This window comes from Rhodococcus sp. KBW08 (assembly GCF_003852455.1).
Classification (GTDB): Bacteria; Actinomycetota; Actinomycetes; order Mycobacteriales; family Mycobacteriaceae; genus Rhodococcus_F; species Rhodococcus_F baikonurensis.
Map to the genome: position 1 here is coordinate 14,378 of NZ_QAJJ01000016.1, position 17,156 is coordinate 31,533.

The window sequence follows — 17,156 nt, forward strand, 5'->3', positions numbered from 1 at the left end:
AGACCCGACCACGCTCGGGAAACAGTAGAAAACTGACAGGAAAAAAGTGAACAATCCCGCTCGCCGAGATGGCACACCGGACCGTAACAACTCCCGCGACAACCGCGGCGCACGCAGCGAAGCACCCCGTGGTGGTCGCAGCGACGCCCCCCGCGGCGCACGCAGCGAAGCGCCCCGTGGTGGACGCAGCAACACTTCCCGCAGTACCTCCGGATACGACCGCAACGCCGGATCCGACCGTCCCCGCACGGACGACCGTCGCGGTGGATTCAACGATGACCGTCGCCCCCCGCGCAGCGACGACCGTCGCCCTCCGCGCAGTGACGACCGTCGCCCCGCACGCACCGACGACCGCCGTGGTGGTTACAACGACGACCGGCGCGGACCCCGCACTGACGATCGCCGCGGACCTCGCAGCGACGACCGCCGTACCCCCCACGTCGACGCCCGTCGCGCACCGCGTGGCGGCGCTGACCGTCGTAGTGACGATCAGCGCGGCGCACGCCCCGACGCTCCTCGCGGCGGCGCATGGTCGAACGCACCTCGTGGATCCAAGTTCGACGGACCTCCGCGCAAGCGCCCGGCAGCCCCGACACCGCCGGCGACCAACAAGCGTGGCAAGCCGAAGACCGAGAAGCCGCAGCGCGTCGTCTCTCAGAACCCGTTGGTCTCCAACGCCAAGCCGGCACGTCACCAGCATGCCGAGATCACCAAGCACGACGGCCCGCCGAAGGGCGACGGCGTCCGCTTGCAGAAGGTGCTGGCTCAGGCCGGCGTCGCATCACGCCGTGCAGCTGAAGAGCTGATCGACCAGGGGCGCGTCGAGGTCGACGGCCGCATCGTGGTCGAACAGGGTCTGCGTGTCGACCCCGAGAACGCAGTGGTTCGTGTCGACGGCGTCCGCGTCGTCGTGCAGAAGGACCTCGTCTACCTCGCGATGAACAAGCCGCGTGGGTGGCAGTGCACCATGTCCGACGACCTCGGTCGCCCGTGCGTCGGTGACATCGTCTCCGAGCGCGTTCAGTCCGGTCAGCGGCTCTTCCACGTCGGCCGCCTCGACGCCGACACCGAAGGCTTGCTCCTCTTCACCAACGACGGCGATCTGGCTCACCGCCTGATGCACCCGTCGTTCGAGGTTCCGAAGACGTACCTCGCCACGGTTCACGGCGTCGTCGAGCGCAGCACCGGCAAGCAGCTGCGTGACGGTGTCACTCTCGACGACGGTCCGGCCAAGGTGGACGCGTTCACCGTGCTCGAGATCAACGAGGGCAAGACGCTCGTCAAGCTCGTCCTGCACGAGGGCCGTAAGCACATCGTGCGTCGCCTCCTCGATGCCGTCGGTCACCCCGTTGTCCGCCTGGTACGCACCAACGTCGGAGTTGTCGCTCTCGGCGATCAGCGTCCGGGAACGCAGCGCGTCCTCGGACGTAGCGAGGTCGGTGGACTGTACGAGGCGGTCGGCCTGTGACCGATTCGTCCATGCCGCTGGTAGTCGCGATGGACGGACCGTCCGGAACCGGCAAGTCCAGCGTCTCTCGCGCGTTGGCGCAGCGTTTGGGCGCTCGCTACCTCGACACCGGAGCCATCTACCGGATCGCGACCCTGCACGTGCTGCGTCAGGGAATCGATCTGGCTGATTCCGCCGCGATCACGGCCGCCGTTGCGGCGTTGCCGTGGTCCATCGGTACCGATCCGAGCAGCGAGCAGGTGCATCTCGACGGCGCGGACGTCAGTGAGGAGATCCGCGGCGACGCGGTCACCAAGGCTGTCTCCGCGGTCTCGGCTGTGCCCGAGGTTCGCGACCTGCTGGTCGCCACTCAGCGTGAGTTGGCGGCCGGTGCGGAGCGGATCGTCGTGGAAGGTCGCGACATCGGAACAGTTGTGCTTCCCGATGCCGACGTCAAGATTTTCTTGACCGCATCGGCGGAAACTCGTGCGGCACGGCGCAATACGCAGAACGTCGGCCAAGGCCGTGAAGACAATTACGAAGCGGTGCTGGCTGATGTGCAGCGCCGTGACCATCTCGATTCGACTCGGGCAGTGTCGCCGTTGCGCCCTGCCGAGGATTCCATCCTGGTGGATACGAGCGAATTGGGAATTGAAGATGTGATCGCCAAGTTGCTGTTGGTGGTCAGCGACAGAACTGGAGCAGTGCAGTGAGCGACGATCTGGTAACCGAATATGCCGGTGACGGAACTTGGTCCGAGGAATCGGAGTGGGATTACGCCGATCTCGAAGCGGACGGCGAAGGCGAAGCGCACATTGCCGTCCCGACCTTGGCTGTTGTCGGTCGACCGAACGTCGGCAAGTCGACGCTCGTCAACCGCATCATCGGCCGTCGTGAAGCGGTAGTCGAGGACATCCCCGGCGTTACCCGTGACCGCGTCTCGTACGAGGCGAACTGGGCCGGACGACGCTTCCTCGTCCAGGACACCGGCGGATGGGAGCCCGACGCAAAGGGCCTCCAGCAGGCCGTTGCCCGTCAGGCCGAGCTGGCCATGGGAACTGCTGACGCCATTCTGCTGGTCGTCGACGCCGTTGTCGGCGCTACGGCGACGGACGAAGCTGTGGCTCGTGTGCTTCGCCGCTCGAAGACTCCGGTCATCCTCGTTGCCAACAAGGTGGACGACGGACGCACCGAGTCCGAGGTTGCAGCGCTGTGGTCCTTGGGCCTTGGTCAGCCGTACTCCGTGAGTGCAACGCACGGACGCGGTACCGGCGACCTGCTCGACGAGGTTCTGGAGAAGCTACCGGAAACCCCGCGTGAAGGTATCCCCGGCGGTGGTCCGCGTCGTGTTGCTCTCGTCGGAAAGCCGAACGTCGGAAAGTCCAGCTTGCTCAACAAGCTGTCCGGTGACGAGCGGTCCGTCGTGCACAACGTTGCCGGCACCACCGTCGACCCGGTCGACTCGATCGTCGAACTCGGCGGGCGCCCTTGGCGTTTCGTCGACACGGCTGGTCTGCGTAAGCGTGTCAGCCATGCCAGCGGCGCGGAGTTCTATGCGTCGCTGCGTACGAAGAGTGCAATCGAGGCCGCTGAGGTCGCGATCCTGCTGATCGACGCACACGAGCCGATCACCGAGCAGGACCTGCGTGTTCTGAGCATGGTGGCCGACACGGGTCGTGCATTGGTGATCGCATTCAACAAGTGGGACCTCGTGGACGAGGACCGTCGACTCATGCTGGACAAGGAAGTGGACCGCGATCTGGTCCGCGTTCCGTGGGCTCAGCGAGTCAACATCTCCGCCCACACCGGTCGCGCCGTGGCGAAGCTCGTGCCGGCTCTCGACACGGCTCTGGAGTCCTGGGACAAGCGCATCCCCACAGGTCGCCTGAACACCTGGCTCAAGGAAGTTGTGGCAGCCACGCCGCCGCCGATGCGTGGTGGCCGCCTGCCGCGCATCATGTTCGCCACGCAGGCAAGCACACGCCCGCCGACATTCGTTCTCTTCACCACGGGCTTCCTCGAGGCCGGCTACCGCCGCTTCATCGAGCGGCGTCTGCGTGAAGAGTTCAACTTCGACGGCAGCCCGATCCGCGTATCGGTACGAGTGCGCGAGAAGCGTGACCGTAAGGGCCGCTGATTCTGCGTCCAAATCGGTACCGAAAAGGCTCTGACCAGCCGATTGGTACTTCGGCCCGTCCCTGATGTAATCTTTCCAAGCGCCCGAAACAAGGGCGTGGGACGGGCTGTGGCGCAGCTTGGTAGCGCACTTGACTGGGGGTCAAGTGGTCGCAGGTTCAAATCCTGTCAGCCCGACGCAGATCAGAGGCACTATCCAGAACTTTGGGTAGTGCCTCTACTGCTGTCTGGACCGCAGTTGGACCGCAGTAGTTTTTCCGGACCGCAATAGACCGCAGTCAGTCATCACCGATGGCTTTGAGCTTGGTTGGGTCGACGTGAGCGTAGACATCCATGGTGATGCTTGGACTTGCATGCCCGAGGATGAGCTGGACATCGACATGGTTCATGCCCTCAGCGAGAGCTTGGGTGGCCGCTGAATGCCGTAGCCAGTGAACCGTTACGTCGTCGGATACACCCGCCAGGGCTGCAGCGGGGGAGAAGTAGCGACGGGACCAGTTCCGCAGTCGCACCGCATCACCTTTTGCTGACTGAAATAGGAACTCATCTGGTTTTTTGTCTGCGATCTGGACGCGCAGAGGCTCCACCAGCGACGAACGGAACGGCACCCAGCGTTCCTGATGAGATTTGGTCTCACCGACGACTAAGCCGAGCTTGTGCACCTCGACGACGCCCTCCACTACGTGAAGTTTTCGATCTACCAGGTCGATGCCGCCGACACGCAATCCGAACAGTTCTCCGGCACGTAGACCGGTCGCGCCGAGTAATCGCACGATCAACCCGTTCGTGGTTGGCGTTGACGGGGGAATGATCGGTACACCGTCGTCGTCCGTCGGTAACTCCGCTACCGGCTTTAGGTCGGTACGCGAACCCGGCCGTTTGGTGGCTGCTCGATAGTCTGCAGCGCAAGCGACTCGCTCGACCTCTTCGGGGGTCAGGAATTTAGGGGTCTTGCGCGGCAGTCGGGGGAGCGGGACGTGGTCGGCGGGGTTCGCATGAATGAATCCGTCACGCATTGCGGAGACGAGAATCTGTGAGAACACCTTGTGAGCTTGACGTACCGTGGAAGGTGCCAGAGTTGATCCTGTCTTGCTTCCGGAAGCGGAGAGCGTCGTGACCCAGCGCGCAACGGCAGAGTGTTTCACCTCCGCTATCGGCGTCGAACCCCATGTCGGCAAGATATAGGCGCGTACCAACGTGAGGTAGGTCGTGCGGGTCCCAACCGCTTTGAACTCACGGTGTGCCCACGAGTCGGCTATCTCAGCGACCGTGGTCCCCCTCTTGGCTGGGTCGACGTATCGGCCTGTTTCCAGCTTGGCTGTCTCGCTGTCTGCACAGGCTTTTGCCTCTGCTTTGGTTCGGAACGATTTGCCCTGTTCCTTGCCGTTGTCGTCTACCCACCGCGCCTGATACTGCAGACCCTTGCCATGCCGCGCGCTTGGTTTCTTCGTTGTCCTGCACTTACATGCGCTATGGATCGGTTCACGGTTCTCGTCGACAAGATCTTCGTGGGTGTGCCAGCGGTCGATGACACCAGCGCGCCTGTTTCGTTTGGTTTGTCGTTGGGTGCTTTGGGTGGATGGTGAATCTGTCATACCGAGCAACCTAGCAACGGTCTGATCAACTTGTGACCACTTAACCTCAAGACTAAATGTGATGTAGATCACTTTGTAGATATTGGCTGCTTGTCTACTTGGTCATTCGGCAGTTACAAATAAGCAGATATGCAGCTCACGATAGGTGCAGCTTCTTCCAGCGCACTATGTCCGATGTACCTTAATTGCTTGTGGCACAGCATAATTCGTACTTATGGGAGTTGTGGCACCATGACGCCTGTGCTTGTCTGTTGACGGCAAGCGATCAGTGGATTCTGGTCGAAAAACCCTACGAAAGGGTCAAACAAATGGTTCAAGCCTCGCCACAGCTGCCGGGCAGTTATCAGAGGTTGATCACTGATCCCGCTGAGATTGATGAGTCGACACCGGACAGTGCTCTCGTGACACTTCACGCTACGGCGGTGTTCATCGGGAAAGCGGTGACAACATGCCGCCAAGATCGCACGGATGGGAACCGCCGAGGCCCAGCATCGTTTCTACGTAACGGGCGCATCACCTACAGGTTGGGTGACCTGCGCGCGTACAACAACGCCCGTTTCGAGGCATCGCTGCGCGGGGGGGGCACTGACGTAAGCAAAATGCCGCGAACCGTAGCTCGCGGCATTCCGTTGGGTTGATCACCCTGCAAGCCCTACTCCGCCTAAAGAGATTGGAAACTCACATGCATCATGATACGCCCAGGTCACGCGCCCTAGCTGGCGTCCTGCGCTCGCTCCGTCCACGCCGCAAAGACGTCGACCACTTCGGCTCACTACTCGAGTACTCGATGACCCGACGCGACATCGGCCCCACCAAGAAAGGGCACGAATCATGACGAACACGTCCACGTTCACCGCTACGCCACCGAGCGTCCCGGAATCGCCGCCCAACTACTGCTTCATTGCGCTGCACAACCCGCGATTCGGAACCTTCGACAACAGGCTTCGGTTCCGGTCCAACGCACCCCGGATCGGGATGGCGGTGGACGAAGTGACCAAGCGCATTCGGGACGAGCACGGCGCGTTCGCCTTCCCCTTCGACGGAGTGTTCGACCTCATGCCCGGTTGGGTGTTCGTCACGACCCTGCCCATCGACAGCAAAGGCAGTCGCGTTGTCGGTGTGATCCATCCGCGCGAATTGTCCGAAGCCGAAGTGCTCGACCAGCTCGGGAAAGCCCTCAACCGGTTTGCCCTGCGGAGTTTCTTTCCGCAAGAGCGACGGACATAGCAGCCACATCTGCAGCGACTGCTTAACGCTCTACCCAATCTCCAGCCCCCACAGGTGACAGAACGACCGGTACCCCGGACTTCGGGACTGCCAACCAACTACCTGAAAGGGGCCTTTTTCATGCCTAGGCAACCTCACCAGCATGGCAGTCAGCCGTGGATGGCAACGATCGTGACCGCCATGACCCCCGACGAGCGGAAACGTCTCGAGCGCCGGTTCACGGCAAAGATAGTGGTCGACAGCACCGGCTGCCACATGTGGCAGGGCGCTCATAACGGGCGCTACCCGACGCTGTCGCTCAAGGGCCGGACCGTTTACGGTCACCAGCTCGCTTGGACCCTCGAACATGGCCGTGCCATCCGGCCGGGACATCAGATCGACCACACGTGCCGGACGCCGCTGTGCGTCAATCCTGACCATTTGGACGAGATAACCCGTCGTATGAACATCCTGCTCGGTTCCGGCCCATCAGCCCGGAACGCCGCGAAAATCTTCTGCGACCGTGGGCACGAGTTGTTCGGGGAGAACTTGTACACCACGCCTAACGGGTGGCGCGTCTGCATCGCGTGCCGTGACGGCCGGAACCGCAAATATGCGGCCAAGAGAAAGGTCGCGAAGCTCGCGACAGCGTGGCTGGCAGAGCACGGCGAGGCGACAGCATGACCGACGCCCGCAACACCCTCGACCATTCGACACCCAGTAGCGCTGCCAGCGCTGAGGACCCTGAGAGCACCGTGACTCAACCTGCCCCTGCATCGGTCAGCGCCACTGAACCGACGTACGTACTGCCCGAAACTCTGCTTTCCGATGACCTCACACTGCTCGATGCGGCGCAGGCTCTGGCCGCTGCCGGTCTCCGAGTGTTGCCGCTGACGAGTCAGCCGACGGCCAACAAGCCAGGCGAAGACGCGTCGAAGAATCCGGGCGGGCTGCTCGGCCGGGGGTGGCAGAACAAGTCCACCACCGATCCCGAGGTCATCGAGAAGTGGTTCACCGAACCGGACACGTCGACACTCGAGGGTGTCGTCACGCAGACAGATATTTACAGGTGGGTTCCGTTCGACACGCTCGGTCTCGGCGTCCACGCCGGACCCGACATCCTGATCGTCGACGCGGACAACGCACAGAACATCCCCGAACGGTTCTGGGACGAACTCGAGGACGCCCCTTTCCAGTCGTCGTCGACGATCGACCACCGACGCGGCCACTACTACTTCCGGCCCCGCCAGGGCTTCCACTTCGGGCACACGTCCGCTATTCCCGGCATCGACGGGATGGAGTCGGCCGGTGAAATCAGGCACGGCAACGCGATCGCCGTATCGGCCCCGTCGAAGCACCGTTGGGCATCGCTCGGCCGCGCCTACCGCTGGAAGCGTGTCGGAACCATCCCCGAGATGTCCGAAGAGCTGGCGCAGTGGCTCGAGTCCCGCAAAGACAAGGTGGCGTGGAACGGCACCAACATCGAGGTATCCGAGGCGACACTCGACTCGATCACCTACTTTCGCGAGAACTGCACCAACGCGTCGCACCCGGAAATAGTCAACGAGCACATCGACTTCATGCGGGTACAGGCCGACGCTAAGGGTCTGCACAACGCATGGCTGCCCAGTTTGATCAGCCTGATCGAAATGGCTTTGTTCGGGTACGTCAACGCGGCTGAAGCAATCGACGCTGCAGGGGATGCGTTCGTCGCACTGCGCACCGACGACACGCGCGGCGGGAACTGGAAGAACGAAGACGAAGCGCAACGCGAGTACATCGATCAGATGAAGTGGGCACTCGGCAAGGTCCAAGCGAAGTACGCCATTCATCCTGAAATGCTGCGCTACGACACCGAAAAGTATGTCCGCGAGCATTACGTCAACGATCTGCCGATGACCAAACTCGCACCGCTGCAGGCGTCGGTGCTGGGTGTCGGTACAGATGCAGTTATGTCCGGGATCGGGGTCGGGGTCGGTGACAGTCCTGGGAGCGAACTAGCGACCACCAGCAGTGCAGCGCCAGCGGAGATGGAAGCCCGACAGCTACTAATCGACGCTGCGCTCGCGCGCTTCCCAACCGTCGACCTCGACGTCCTGATGTCCGACCCACCGGAGCCGTTGGTATGGCTCGAGAAGGGCATCATCGCGCGGGGTAGCTACGTGGGACTGACGGCTGCAGCGAAGGCCGGTAAATCGATCCTGACGTACTGGATGGCCGGTCACTGGGCGATGGGCCGGTCAGCGGTCGATCCCACGGTCACCTTCGAACCGCCGACGATTCTGTACCTCGACTTCGAGAACGGCACACGGTGGATGCATAGCACGCTGACGAAGATGGGCTTCGCGTCTAAAGACATCAGCGAACATCTGAAGATTCTGCCGTACCCGACGTTTCACCCGCTGAACACACGTGAAGGTGCGCAGGAGCTGCACGCACTGATCGCAGGCATCAACCCCGATGTCATCGTCATCGATACCGTGAGCCGCATCATCGACGGTGACGAGAACGATTCGAAACCGTGGTCCGACTTTTACCGGCTAACGATCATGCCCATCCGTGACGCGTATCCGGACGCGACGATCATCCGGCTCGACCACACAGGTAAGGACCCTAAACAGGGTGCTCGGGGTAGCTCGCAGAAGATGTCGGACATCGACACGCATTGGGTGTTGACCGCCGAAGCAGGTAACCGCAACAACCTCACGTTGGACCTCGAGCGGTCCAGGCTTGGTGAGCACGCCGAATCAGTCCAACTCCGACGCGTGGACAGTCCGTTGGGGCATGTCCTGAACGCCGGGAAGTCTGGGACCGGGGCGATCGCATGGGGACCGATACACGCTGTCAGCAGTGAAGTCGAGGCGGTGAACATCGCTCTTGACGAGTTGGGGGCAGCTAACGGCATTTCCAACAAGGACGCTACCGAGATGCTCAGGGCGAACGGCCGCAAGATTGGAAACGAGAGAGTCCGTCAGGCTCTGGTGCGCCGGAAAGAGCGTCCCGAAACAGTGCCCGACGAGACGCCGAAAGCGCTCGAATGAGAGCCAGAAGGAGCCGATCCGAGACCGTTCCGGAACGCCGGAAAACCGTTCCGGAATGGCGCGGAACGGTACCCCCTCACGGAACGATTCCCGGAACGGCCGGAACGGTGCGGGACGGTACCAAATTCTTCACCTATACGAGCAGGTCAACATATGAAATGTCGTTCCCGGAACGGTCTGGAACGAAGCGCCAATTCCGTAGCGTTCCGACGTTTCCATCCCTTAAGGGATGGAACGGGAGGACGGGATGCCCGGAAGACGTTAAGTACGGGGCCTATTCGGGGGGCAAGAGGGGGTTCCTAGGACGGCATCCATAGGGCGGGTCCATATGGCCCGCATCGAGCGACCGTTGCAGGGCGACGAAGAGAGAGGCAATCACTGTGAATGACAAAGCAACATATACGCGCGTCTTGAGGTTGATCCTCAGACACACAGACGGTGGCCAATGGCGACGCACATCGACTGTGAAGAAGCTCATCTACGGGACCGACAGCGAGCACTTCGACAACGTCCTTCCGGCGCGCACGTATATGGGGCTGATCCAAGTTCGCGGCACCATTGCAGGGCGGAGGGCGCAAGAGGTCCGCAAAACACCGAGCTAGGCAAGCCAAGTCAACAGCAGGATGTGCCGCTGTCCCGGCTTGAGACTCCAGTACAGCGACACCAAAACGGCCGGCGAATTTCACCCGGCCATCGGTGGTAAATGCGGTGTTGATCAGCACGTTAGTCCGCTGCAGCTATGTGCGATCGTGCAATTAACGGCGAGGCCGACAGGCGGTAAGTCCACCAGCGACGCCGAGCATCAGGACCGCCCGACTAGAGGGAGCTGACTAGAGGGGCCTGGCACGGTCGGAGACGCCCTCGAGTGCGCCAGCTAAGCCCGACACCTGCAGGACGGCGACACCGCAGAGCTGAGACCGCTCAGGATCCGGTTAAACGTCGCGCTTTGCGAAGCCGCAGTAGCCCGGTACCGAAGTGATCTACGTCGACAAGCAAGTGGGTTGAGGTACCGAAAGACACCCCACCCGTTGATATTTCAGCCAACAGCATCCATCCGTACCGAGCGGATGTGGAGAGGAAGCCATGAAAACGACCAAACCGATCATCGAGGTTTTCGCCCGTAAGGGGCACGCCGGTTGCCTCGACTGCACAGGAATGTTCGGCCCGCCGACCGTCGACCCGTTCGGGTTCGTTCACGTCACCGTCAGCCACGACCCGACGTGTCCGGCATGGCGTCATCGCAACGCCCCAGGAAACGCTCTGGCTGCGAATAGTCGTCCGCCTGCACTGATCGACGGCAAGCCCACTTTCGCAGTCCTGGAGCACGTACAGGCCACGTTCCGTGGCGGGGCTGATCGGTGACCCTTTACGCTCACCACCATGAAGTTGGAAGGCATGAGATTCGAGGACGGACGGATTCAAGTCGAAGGGTTCCCGACGGCCGTCAAGCTCGCCCAGATCGAAGGGGAAGATGCGAAACGGCTCAGTCACCTTCTGCTTCACCGTCAAGACCTCGAGTTCGCTCATCAATGCGCTACGGCATTGCAACTAACCGAAATTCAGGTGCCGGTGATCAGGCAAGCGTTGTGGCGATCTGCGATCGTGGCGTGGTCGAAATGCTTCGGGACGTCCCACGCTGGCCGGTTCCGGCTACTGAAGGAAGAAATCTACCCAGCGCCGGAAGCTGACGTGGTGTTCCGGCACTTCAAAGCCCTGCGGGACAAGCACATCGCCCACGACGAAAACGCGTTCGCTCAGGCGAAGCCGGGGGTAGTGATCGGACCTGAAGACGGTGAGAAGAAAATCCTGCAGGCAGTGTGCTTCGGAATGTTCGTCCAGACGGAGAACGGAGGCACCGACCTCGAGAACCTTCAGCATCTGATCGCGGATGCAATGAAGTGGGTGCTGAATGAAATTGACACGGTGGGCGACAAGATCGCGGCCACCCTCGAGCATTGGGATTATCAACGCCTGTTGGCCCTACCTGACGTCCAGTTCAAACCGCCGAACGCCGATGATGTCGGCAAGCGGCGACGGGGATAGCGTGCCTGTGTGCGCCGCAAATGTCGGACTTGCCGATTACGGTCAGCTCCGTGATCGCATCCTTCGAGTTGTTGAACGCGCTGGTGATCGACGTCGTCGACACGTTCCGCGCTGACCCGATTGACGTACGTCCCCCGCACAAATCGGGTTCCGTGGCATGGAAAGACCTGCACGCCCAGCGGCGTTTCGCGAGCGAATGGAGTCAGGCACCGATCCTGAACGCTCAAGCCGAAGCGCTCCGGTATCTGGCCAGCGCAGAGGACCATTTGAGGGCTGCAGCACACCTGGTTCTGGCCGACGGGGTCGTTCTCAGCCCCATCTCTCTGGGGCGGACTGTCGTCACCGCGTCCGCTACGGCAGTCTGGCTTGTCCGGTCCAACGTCACGACCCAAGAGCGACTGCGGCGCAGTATGAGTTTTCGGATTCGGACGCTCGAGGAACGGCTGCAGTACTGCGACGACGATTCAGCCACCCGCAAATACAAGATTCAACTCGACACAGAGTTGCAACAGATCAGCGACCTGTCTGCAGACCTGGGCATGGCGTTCAAGACCTCCAAGACCGGTAGGCGCTACATCGACCAACCCATCCCATCCGATACCCAGTTGATGCGTGAGTTCTTCGCTGACTACGACCAGGAAGAGGGTGAGAGCAAGGGGATGGCTGAGTTCGTGCAACGTTTTTATTCGGCGGCCGTGCATGCCAACGCCAACAACTTGGCCATCGGAACACTGGTCCGAACTGGGACCTCCCGCGATGGTGCCCATCTCGCGGCGATTTCGCTCAGCGCCCGTGAGACGGCGCGCTACCTGCAGACCATGGCATATTCGTTCACCCTGGCTTACGCGGTTCTGAGTTCATATTTCGGCTACGGCGAATCGCCTGCGATCCGTAAAGCGTGGAATGCGATGGCAACGCTCTCGAGGATCGCGGTGTCAGGCACGTGACGAAGTGTTCATTTTTTCCCGCTCGCGCGCACATGTACACGCGCGCGGAGGAGGTGACCGTCCTGCCGTAATCGCTCTGAACTTCCGGTCGAACGCCGCGGATTCGCTTTGTCAGACGGGCCGCTGCCGAGTTCGGCTGTGCTGACGACCATCTGACTTGAGGTACCGAAAGACACTATGCCCCTTCGTCGTTCAGGCTTCCACATCGATTCGATGTCCCCCGAGCGTGACAAATATCGACACATAGCGACGCAGGCCATACGGGAGGATTACGTCAGAAAATTGCCTCGGAGCTGCAGGTTTGCGGTCAATGGCCCGCTCGACAATCCCGACAACGCTACCCGGTACGGCGAATGCCGCCGCACTGCAGTCGAATTCGACACGAATTAGCTGACCGGTCTATCTTTCTCCGCTGCCGACAACTAGTCTCCTCAATATGGTTAGCAAAGCTAAGGATCGTGTGGAGCAACGTCCGAAGATGACGAAAGTTCCCGCGATCATCACCAGGCCGGTCCCGGAACTTCCCGACGACCACCTACTGCGCTGCCTCGCGTACCTTGCAGGATCGCGAAAAGGTCTCAGCCCCGTCTACGAACGACTGACTCGACTGCAGCCGATGGCCCGATACCGGCCGATCCTCACGAAGCTGCAGGCCGACACCCGTCCGCTGCACCGCACCCGCAAAAAGGTCGACGCCCAACGCGCGCGGGAGTTGACCGACATCGCGCTAGTGGACCTGGCGTGCGCGTGTACCCCCACCGACCTCACCGCTGGCTCGATGCGCGACCGAATCCTCGAGCGTCGCTGACCGCAAGCATCAGCCCGGTCCACACCGTCTACCGCGAAAGCAGGCACCAAAAATGGCTACTCCTCCGCAGCATCATGTGTACGACCTTTCCGCTGCACTGTCCATCGTCGAACGGCTCGTCGTCGGGGCGAAGATCGAACCGGGAAAGCGCGTCGTCGCGTTGCACCGGAAGCTGCTCGACCTGCAGGAATCACAGGAACTGATCCTCGCGGCACTCCGAGAGTTCACGCCCAACGACGAAGCCAAAGCGGCGATCCTCGGCAGGATCGCTGACGGTCTGATCGAACAGTCCCTCGCCCCTGCAGAAGTCGTCAATCACCTGCAGACCCTCGCCGTCGGGACGGACAGGAACCTGCAGCAGCTCAGCAACGCAGTTCGGTTCCGCTACAACAAGCAAGCAACAGCGGCGATGCGCGAGGTCGGGGATGTCCTCGTTCCGGAACTGTTCCGGCCATGGTGTGAACGGATCGTCGACGAATTGCACGACATCGCGCCGGTCATCGTTCAGCATGGCCCCAACCCTGCCGAGCGCACCCCTGACGTCGCAGAGGCGTACACGACGGCGGAGGCGCTGGCGCTGGAGCTGCTTGGACTGTGGGAGGACGTCGACGTCCTGCGGCGACACGAAATTCTTACGGCTGGTGAACTTGTTGACCCACGGTCGTACCGGTTCGGACGCCCTCACCTGAGTGCAGACCCCAACAAGGCGCACCGCGAAACCTGGTGGGTCGCCTACTCGGTGGTGAACGGTGCCCGACCGACTGTCAATACCTTCTATGAAGCGCAGGCCGGACTCGTGCCCGCCTAACCGAAACTTCCCCGGCTCACGCTAGGGAAAACCCACCGGGAGGACCCTGTGCCTCATCCGGTGAACTCAGATGAAACAACTCAAACACTCTCGTTTATTCATGACCTGGTTACGGAGTAACAAGGGATTCAGTTCTGAGTGGAAGGCTCTCACGCTGCTGTCTCGAGCGGTGTGGGGGCCTTCTTTTGGCTCTTGTGGTTGTCTCGCCGGATGGACCGCAGTGAGACCGCAGTAGACCGGCTCAGGGTCCGAAGTTGGACATGGTGAAGTCTCGTTTCTGTTAACATTTATGCAGGTCAGAGTCCAGCTGGTGTGAATGGCAGAGAATTGAGAAATTCCTGGGTGAATCCTAGTTACATAACTGGGGGTCAAGTGGTCGCAGGTTCAAATCCTGTCAGCCCGACCGAAGATAGATCGAAAAGGCAGTTTCTCAGAAATGAGAAACTGCCTTTTCGTTTGTGCCTCAGAGGTTCGGCAACGGATCACGCGGGAAGTCCTGTGGCGACGTGATCTCCGCGTCGGCAGCATTCACGACTGCAACATATTCTTCGTCGATCTCGTACGTAATGCCCGCAACGACGAAATGCGGGGTGGACGCAGTATCGAGCGGGCCGAGAACGGTCATTCTCGGAAACTGGGTGAGGATCGACCTCGGCACTTTTCTCGAACGAAAGCTTGTCGAGAACACCGTGATGGCCTTTCGGCTCACCACAACAAACACACTCGGTTTCGCGCTCATCAGAACGTCAGCCGGAAATACGTACCGGATCTCGTCATCTGGATCCAAGTGGGAACTCAGGCGCGCACGGGCACTCGCAGAAACCGGCATGCGCGGAAGGCCAGCTCAGGTTCGCCGACGGAGGCGAATATTGTGGACGGCAACGGTTGCTCCGAAGAGCGCGATCAGAATGGCGGTAAAGATTGCTGCCAACCACCACGGCGCCGAACCTGTTGTATTCAGCCAGATGGTCAGTGCACCGAAAATTGTAGTCGTAATGCCGACAGCACGAGACAGGTCGACGTTCCGCGGATTGACCGGCGGCGTTCTCCACCAATGAAGGCGATGCCCTCGATTCTCGCGCAGCATTCGCAGGATGGACCAGACAGTAAGCGGCAGACCAATCGCGAGGACGATCATCCCGGCAATCACTGCCGCAGTGGACCCGTCTCGGAAGTACGTCACGGCAGCGCCTACAACACCTGCAAAACCGATGGCTGTGAACACTTTCCAAGCCGGGGTGATCGACTGTGCCTGCGGTTGTGTGTCCATGCAAGGACCCTCCCACAAATCACGGCCGAAAACTTCAAGCCTGTTGCGACCTGCGATTGTGCATCACGGTGACAATCAAACTCTGTAGGCCGTTAACTGCTCCGAGTACCGCGACCGCGATACCTGCACTCAAAAGAGGTGCTGTCTCCCAATAGTCGTTCACGATGGCGGATGCTCCGAGCGAGCTCAATACCCAGCCCGCGAGTTGAACACGGCGTACCTGTTGTGCTCTCGCGTCGAGAATTGGCGCGACGCGAGAGGTAGTTCCGCCCAGTTCGTGTTCTTGATTGCTTTCTGCTCCTGGGCGTTTTTTCGTTCCTGGCATGATCTCGTCGTATGACGGGGATTCGGATCGCGTGGGTTGTATTGGCGGTCGCCACCGGGATTCTGGGATCCGCGACGGCACAGTGGCCGCTGTACGAGATCACCGATTGCGAAATAGGCCTCGGCCCGCTCAGTTCTGCCGATTGTTACCGCTCGATTCACGACTATTTCGGGCGGGAGCTCTTCTTGGTGCTGGCCTTACCGGTGGCCCTGTGCGTTATTCCAGCCGTGATCCCACGACCATTAGTTTCCTGGATCGTCTCGGCGACAATGCTTTGCGCTGCAGTATTGGGCTTCTTTGCCGCTTTCAGCTCTGATATGCCTTCTCTGCTGTCGATGGTGGGGAGCCTCCCTGCTGCAGTGCTGGCATTGGTACTTGCTGTGGTGCATCAGGGGATCGCATTGCGCAACAAGGGCGCCATTGCGCGTGCGCGCAGTGGGGTTCGCGATACGCAGCCGAGTGAGTGATCAGTCGGGGCTGAAGAACAGTTCCATCGAGATCCAGAACCACGCCACCATTGCCGCGACCGGCAGGAACGCGAGCACCAATGGCCATGTAAATTGCCGGCCGGTACGACTGGGAATAGTCGTAAGTCCGAGCAAGACGAACACGGCGGCAGGCGCCGCCCAACTTATCCAGTAGGTGAGCGGTGGTGGGTTGGGCCCGAACGACGTGAACGAACGGTTCGGATACAGCTGCGGCTGCGGGACATCGGCGAAGTGTTGCCACAGGAGTACCAATGGCAGGTAGCCGAACATTCCCAGTAGGAGGCCGACGACGAGTCCCGCGAAGATTTGTTCGCCCCTCATCTCAACGCACCCGTCCGAATCAATCGTCCCACTACCTATGCGACTTCTGGTAAGTCACGAGGCTGAATCCGAAGAGCCCACGCCCGGGCCGCAACGAACGTCATGGCCAATACGAGAACGACCAGCAGTACGACCGCGATCCAGGTGGGAGTGGCGGTGGAAAAGCCCAGCCTCCATGCAGTACCGACACCTACAGTCGTCGCCGCCAACGCCCCGACCGGAAGCATCGCCGCCACCGCTCGCGTCGTGCGAACAGTAAGTCGATCCCCGGCAGCGCGAAGGACTCCGAACACGGCGGCGACCGAAATGCCATAAGCCAGGAGACCGCTTACGGCATAGACCAGGAGCGGGGACCATCCGATATCGACCGACCCGGTGAATGCCATGCTGATCACGACCAACAGGGGCGTCAGCCCAAGCGTGACGCCTGCGAGGCCTGCCACCACAGTTCGGACCATTCGATTGTCCTGGCCTCCGGAGATTCGCACGCCCGCGAGGCGGAGCATGAACCCGGTCAGCGCGCCCAGAAGGGCGCCGATCACCGCAGCCTCTATCGGCCAGTTCCATTGCGGTTCACCCGCGAAGCCCGAGATTGTCGTGCCACCCGAAAAGAGGGTGATCGTGGCCGATGCCTGTGAAGATCCCTGTGTCAGCGACGCGGCGACCAAGGCAACGGCCGCCCCGAACAAAGCAAACCCGAATGCCTGTTTCCACATCAAGC

General features: G+C 61.1%; 17 protein-coding genes and 1 tRNA gene. 13 read left to right on the forward strand and 5 right to left on the reverse strand.

The window, feature by feature from the left end; genetic code table 11:
* Positions 1–46: 46 nt before the first annotated feature.
* The 4 genes from DBV08_RS19070 to DBV08_RS19085 all read left to right on the forward strand — a co-directional run bounded on the left by DBV08_RS19070 (position 47) and on the right by DBV08_RS19085 (position 3,760).
* Positions 47–1,468: a pseudouridine synthase gene (locus tag DBV08_RS19070; protein WP_124568497.1), complete on the forward strand. Its 1,422-nt coding sequence runs from the start codon at positions 47–49 to the stop codon at positions 1,466–1,468.
* Between the two features lie 11 nt (positions 1,469–1,479).
* Positions 1,480–2,160, forward strand: a complete 681-nt coding sequence (gene cmk / locus DBV08_RS19075) for a (d)CMP kinase (RefSeq protein ID WP_029255443.1) — start codon at positions 1,480–1,482, stop codon at positions 2,158–2,160.
* Positions 2,157–3,584, forward strand: coding sequence for a ribosome biogenesis GTPase Der (gene der, locus DBV08_RS19080; protein ID WP_003946199.1), 1,428 nt, complete (start codon positions 2,157–2,159; stop codon positions 3,582–3,584). The genes cmk and der overlap by 4 nt, the downstream gene beginning before the upstream one ends.
* 102 nt (positions 3,585–3,686) lie before the next feature.
* A tRNA-Pro gene (locus DBV08_RS19085) sits at positions 3,687–3,760 on the forward strand.
* Positions 3,761–3,861: 101 nt separating this feature from the next.
* Here the strand turns inward: DBV08_RS19085 and DBV08_RS19090 are convergent.
* A complete protein-coding gene (locus DBV08_RS19090) occupies positions 3,862–5,250 on the reverse strand; it encodes a tyrosine-type recombinase/integrase (RefSeq protein ID WP_124568498.1) in 1,389 nt (462 codons plus the stop codon).
* A 759-nt stretch (positions 5,251–6,009) separates the two neighbouring features.
* Here DBV08_RS19090 and DBV08_RS19095 point away from each other — a divergent pair.
* From DBV08_RS19095 to DBV08_RS19130, 8 genes are all read left to right on the forward strand, one after another.
* On the forward strand, positions 6,010–6,405 hold the full coding sequence (locus DBV08_RS19095; protein ID WP_124568499.1) for a hypothetical protein: 396 nt from the start codon (positions 6,010–6,012) through the stop codon (positions 6,403–6,405).
* Between the two features lie 120 nt (positions 6,406–6,525).
* The gene (locus DBV08_RS19100) at positions 6,526–7,068 is read left to right on the forward strand and encodes an HNH endonuclease signature motif containing protein (protein WP_124568500.1); all 543 of its coding nucleotides are present in this window, start codon (positions 6,526–6,528) and stop codon (positions 7,066–7,068) included.
* Positions 7,065–9,425: an AAA family ATPase gene (locus tag DBV08_RS19105; RefSeq protein ID WP_124568501.1), complete on the forward strand. Its 2,361-nt coding sequence runs from the start codon at positions 7,065–7,067 to the stop codon at positions 9,423–9,425. Before DBV08_RS19100 ends, DBV08_RS19105 begins: the two co-directional genes overlap by 4 nt.
* Before the next feature lie 1,083 nt (positions 9,426–10,508).
* A complete protein-coding gene (locus DBV08_RS19110) occupies positions 10,509–10,787 on the forward strand; it encodes a hypothetical protein (protein ID WP_124568502.1) in 279 nt (92 codons plus the stop codon).
* A gap of 18 nt (positions 10,788–10,805) precedes the next feature.
* Complete coding sequence (locus tag DBV08_RS19115) at positions 10,806–11,468, forward strand: hypothetical protein (protein WP_124568503.1); 663 nt, start codon at positions 10,806–10,808, stop codon at positions 11,466–11,468.
* A gap of 50 nt (positions 11,469–11,518) precedes the next feature.
* Positions 11,519–12,415 carry a hypothetical protein gene (locus tag DBV08_RS19120; RefSeq protein ID WP_124568504.1) on the forward strand — a complete coding sequence of 299 codons (897 nt, stop codon included), beginning with the start codon at positions 11,519–11,521 and terminating at the stop codon, positions 12,413–12,415.
* 478 nt (positions 12,416–12,893) lie between these two features.
* A complete protein-coding gene (locus tag DBV08_RS19125; protein ID WP_029255435.1) occupies positions 12,894–13,223 on the forward strand; it encodes a hypothetical protein in 330 nt (109 codons plus the stop codon).
* Between the two features lie 52 nt (positions 13,224–13,275).
* Positions 13,276–14,031, forward strand: a complete 756-nt coding sequence (locus DBV08_RS19130; RefSeq protein ID WP_124568505.1) for a hypothetical protein — start codon at positions 13,276–13,278, stop codon at positions 14,029–14,031.
* A gap of 463 nt (positions 14,032–14,494) precedes the next feature.
* On the opposite strand, the gene DBV08_RS32610 is transcribed toward DBV08_RS19130, so the two are convergent.
* Positions 14,495–14,656, reverse strand: a complete 162-nt coding sequence (locus DBV08_RS32610) for a hypothetical protein (RefSeq protein WP_221621613.1) — start codon at positions 14,654–14,656, stop codon at positions 14,495–14,497.
* 219 nt (positions 14,657–14,875) lie between these two features.
* Positions 14,876–15,301: a hypothetical protein gene (locus tag DBV08_RS19140; RefSeq protein ID WP_124568507.1), complete on the reverse strand. Its 426-nt coding sequence runs from the start codon at positions 15,299–15,301 to the stop codon at positions 14,876–14,878.
* A gap of 336 nt (positions 15,302–15,637) precedes the next feature.
* On the opposite strand from DBV08_RS19140, the gene DBV08_RS19145 reads away from it, so the two are divergent.
* Positions 15,638–16,093 carry a hypothetical protein gene (locus tag DBV08_RS19145; RefSeq protein ID WP_124568508.1) on the forward strand — a complete coding sequence of 152 codons (456 nt, stop codon included), beginning with the start codon at positions 15,638–15,640 and terminating at the stop codon, positions 16,091–16,093.
* Here DBV08_RS19145 and DBV08_RS19150 read toward each other — a convergent pair whose 3' ends face one another.
* Together DBV08_RS19150 and DBV08_RS19155 are read right to left on the reverse strand one after the other, a co-directional pair.
* Entirely contained in the window at positions 16,094–16,435 is a 342-nt protein-coding gene (locus DBV08_RS19150) for a hypothetical protein (RefSeq protein WP_124568509.1), read from the reverse strand.
* A 35-nt stretch (positions 16,436–16,470) separates the two neighbouring features.
* A complete protein-coding gene (locus DBV08_RS19155) occupies positions 16,471–17,151 on the reverse strand; it encodes a hypothetical protein (RefSeq protein WP_124568510.1) in 681 nt (226 codons plus the stop codon).
* Positions 17,152–17,156: the final 5 nt, after the last annotated feature.